The sequence below is a fragment of the Hyella patelloides LEGE 07179 genome, from assembly GCF_900659865.1.
Taxonomy (GTDB): domain Bacteria; phylum Cyanobacteriota; class Cyanobacteriia; order Cyanobacteriales; family Xenococcaceae; genus Hyella; species Hyella patelloides.
In genome coordinates this window covers 1-3827 of sequence record NZ_LR214171.1, presented here as the reverse complement: position 1 = coordinate 3827, position 3827 = coordinate 1, and the positions used below count along the sequence as shown (strand labels likewise).

General features: G+C 40.3%; 3 protein-coding genes. All 3 read left to right on the top strand.

Translation table 11 applies throughout. From position 1 onward, the window contains the following. Positions 1-87: 87 nt before the first annotated feature. The 3 genes from serS (at position 88) to cobM (ending at position 3550) form a co-directional block, all read left to right on the top strand. The gene (serS, locus tag H1P_RS31535) at positions 88-1371 is read left to right on the top strand and encodes a serine--tRNA ligase (RefSeq protein ID WP_144875180.1); all 1284 of its coding nucleotides are present in this window, start codon (positions 88-90) and stop codon (positions 1369-1371) included. A 306-nt stretch (positions 1372-1677) separates the two neighbouring features. Continuing rightward, a complete protein-coding gene (lgt, locus tag H1P_RS31530) occupies positions 1678-2511 on the top strand; it encodes a prolipoprotein diacylglyceryl transferase (RefSeq protein WP_144875178.1) in 834 nt (277 codons plus the stop codon). A gap of 262 nt (positions 2512-2773) precedes the next feature. Beyond that, the gene (gene cobM / locus H1P_RS31525; protein ID WP_144875176.1) at positions 2774-3550 is read left to right on the top strand and encodes a precorrin-4 C(11)-methyltransferase; all 777 of its coding nucleotides are present in this window, start codon (positions 2774-2776) and stop codon (positions 3548-3550) included. Positions 3551-3827: the final 277 nt, after the last annotated feature.

Genomic DNA, 3827 nt, shown 5'->3' with positions numbered 1-3827 from the left:
ATGTGATTAGGTAATTCCCGATCGTTAATTACGAAAAAAGAGATATCCTAGCAAGAGTGAAATAAGAAGCAAACAATAAATGAAGCGGTGCTAGAACTCAAACTGATTAGAGAAAACCCCACCAAAGTTCAAGAATTACTGAACCGTCGTAGTGCAGAAGGATACGACATTCAACCTCTTTTAGAATTAGATCGCAAAACACGAGAATTAGAAACTAATCGTAGCCAATTAAGTGCGCGCAGTAATGAAATTGGTAAAGCTATTGGTCAAAAAATGAGAAGTGGTGGCGATCCCAAATCAGCAGAAATCACCGCTTTAAAAGAATCAGGAAATCAGCTTAAAACGCAGTTAGCAGAGCTAGAACCCCAAGAAAAAGATTTAAAAGCTCAGATCAATCAACTTTTATTACAATTTCCTAATTTACCCAGCGAATCTACTCCTGTTGGTAAATATGAAGCAGAAAATGTAGAGATTCGTCGCTGGGGAGATGAATATATTACCCAGGAAGAAAAAATCTTACCCCATTGGGAAATTGGCGAACAGTTAGGCATTATTGAGTTTAAACGAGCAGTTAAAATTGCTCAAAGCCGTTTTGTTAATCTGATTGGCGCAGGAGCAGCCCTAGAGCGTGCTTTAATTAACTTTATGTTAGATAGCCAAATTGAGGCTGGTTACACAGAAGTAATGCCACCTGTGTTAGTAAATACAGAATCTTTAACAGGTACGGGACAACTACCCAAATTTGCCGAGGAAAGCTTTAAATGTGGTGATGATGATTTGTGGTTAACTCCCACCGCAGAAGTACCTTTGGTTAATCTCTACCGAGGAGAGATTTTAGAATCCACAGAATTACCCATACATCACTGTGCTTATACTCCTTGTTTTCGGAGAGAAGCAGGAAGCTACGGGAAAGATACTAGGGGCTTGATTCGACTGCATCAGTTTAGTAAGGTAGAGTTAGTTAAGTTGGTGCATCCTGATACTTCCGAAGCAGAACATCAAGCTTTAGTGCAGAATGCAGAAGCTATTTTACAAGCTTTAAAACTACCCTATCGAGTAATTGAACTCTGTACGGGAGATTTGGGTTTTGGCGCAGCTAAATGTTATGACATAGAGGTGTGGCTACCATCGGCTAAAACCTATCGCGAAATTTCTAGCTGTTCTAATTGTGACGCTTTTCAAGCTAGAAGAGCGGATATCCGTTTTAAAGAAACTGGGAAAAAAGGTACGCAATATGTCCATACTCTTAATGGTTCGGGACTCGCTATCGGTAGAACTATGGCTGCAATCTTAGAAAATTATCAACTACCTAATGGTACTGTTAAAATCCCTGAAGTACTACAACCCTATTTAAAACGAGAAGCACTTTAAAAGGATGAATGCGGTGCAAAAGAAGCGGAATTTGACGAGCAATCCTGGTGATTAAAGCGAGCAAACTTGATGAGTTTTACTCATCTAAAGCACGCGCAAGCAATTACGACATGAGAATGCGCTAGTAATCCGCAACCGAATATCCTAAAGGACTCGCTCCCCTAAAGGACTCGCTCCGCATCACGCATCGCGCACCAAGAGGGGATGAAGAATAAGGAATAAAGTAACAAGTAGTAATTATTTATTACCTAATTTCTAATCCCTAATCCCTAATCCCTAATCCCTAATCCCTAATCCCTAATCCCTATGTTTTTGGCTTTTCAATTTCAGTCGCCTGGCCCGATTATCTTTGAAGTTGGCTCTCTGGCTTTGCGTTGGTACGGTTTACTAATTGCTTCAGCCGTTTTAATTGGTGTTAGTTTGTCTCAGTATCTTGCAAAACGCCGAGGAGTCAATCCTGAATTAGTAGGAGATTTAATCATTTGGTTAGTAATTGCAGCGATTCCTTCTGCCAGGATTTATTATGTTTTATTTGAATGGCAACAATATAGTCAACATCCAGAAGATATTTTGGCTATTTGGAGAGGAGGTATTGCGATTCATGGTGCAATCATTGGCGGGACTATTGCCACGATTATTTTTTCCCGAATTAATAAAGTATCGGTGTGGCAACTTCTCGATCTAGTAGCACCATCTCTTATCTTAGGTCAGGCGATCGGCAGATGGGGCAATTTTTTTAATTCTGAAGCTTTTGGTAGACCCACTGATGTTCCTTGGAAATTGTTTATTCCCCCTGCAAATCGTCCTTTGGGCTATCTCAATTATGATTATTTTCACCCAACTTTTCTTTATGAGTCAATTTGGAATTTAGGGGTATTTTTTCTGTTGTTGTCTCTATTCTTTTGGGGACTTACAAACAGCGATCGCTTAAAAGTAGGAACCTTGACTTTTGTTTATATGATTGCTTATAGTGTAGGACGCTTTTGGATTGAGGCTTTGCGAACTGATAGTTTAATGTTTGGTCCATTAAGAATTGCTCAAATAGTTAGTTTAATAGCGATCTCTATGGGAACTGTAGGCTTAATCTGGTTATACGTCTTCAAGCGTTCTCTTCCCGATATAGTAAAGAGTTATCAGTGACTAGTTAGTCAGAGATTACTCCGCCTTACAAGCGACGAGACCCCGCGTCGGACGTGGCGTACAAGCTTTTGAGGTAACCTCAAAAGACAGCCACTCCGTAAGACCCTAAAGGACTCGCTCCGCGTCGCGCAAGGGAATGCTCGTCAAGACACGACGGAGCCTGCTCTGACCGTTGGTCAACTGTGGTGAATAAACCACAAACAAATGACTTTCCAGCAATGTGAGCAATGAATAACCAATTATTAATAATCAAAAATTACTCATGAACTATCCTCTTCAACCCGCAGTATATATTATTGGTGCTGGTCCTGGCGACCCTGAATTACTTACTCTCAAAGCCTATCGTATTCTTACTCAAGCAGATACAATTTTTTACGCTCATTCTTTAGTACCCAAACAAATTTTACAGGATGTACGTTCTGATGCGGAATTGATCCCTACGGGAAATAAAACCCTGGAAGAAATTATTCCGATGATGATTGAAAGGGTACAGCAAAAAAAAATAGTAGTCAGATTACATTCTGGAGACTTAACATTATACAGTGCGATCGCCGAACAAATGAAACTTCTCGCAGAAGCGGAGATCTTTTTTGATTTAATCCCTGGAATTAGTGCTTTTCAGGCTGCTGCTGCTAAACTACAAGCTGAATTGACTATACCCGAATTAGTCCAGTCTATAATCTTAACCAGAGTTAGTGGTCAAGCTTCTGCTGTTCCAGAAAGCGAAGATTTAGCCGATTTAGCTGCTCATAAAGCTAGTTTATGTCTTTATTTGGCTGCTCGTTATGCCACTAAAGCGCAAACAAAATTACTTCAACATTATCCTCCAGATACCCCAGTAGCAGTTTGCTATCGTGTGGGCTGGAAAGACGAACAAATCTGGCTAGTACCTCTGGAAAAAATGGCAGTAACCACCGAAGAGAATAATTTAATCCGAACTACTTTATATCTTATTAGTCCTGCTTTAAAAACTGCCATAACAACTCGCTCTGCTCTTTACAATCCTCAACATTCTCATCTATTTCGTCCCAACCATTAATCAGTCAGGGAATTACCAAAAATAAACGCTTCTAAATCCAGATAGATATTCACGAAGTCAGAAATCTGAAGTCGTGATGTCAGTCGTTTTACCTCTGAGGCGAAGGAGCGAGGATTCAATACTTGAATATATTTTGTTTCTCTTCGCCTAAAAATGGCGAGGCGCATACTCCAACTTCGGGCTTGATCTAACTCCTGACTGCTGACTCTATCCTCCTGACTTCAGCCCGAAGGGCGTGGTAAGTTAGTCAACTAAATATTACCCGACAGAAAACAAA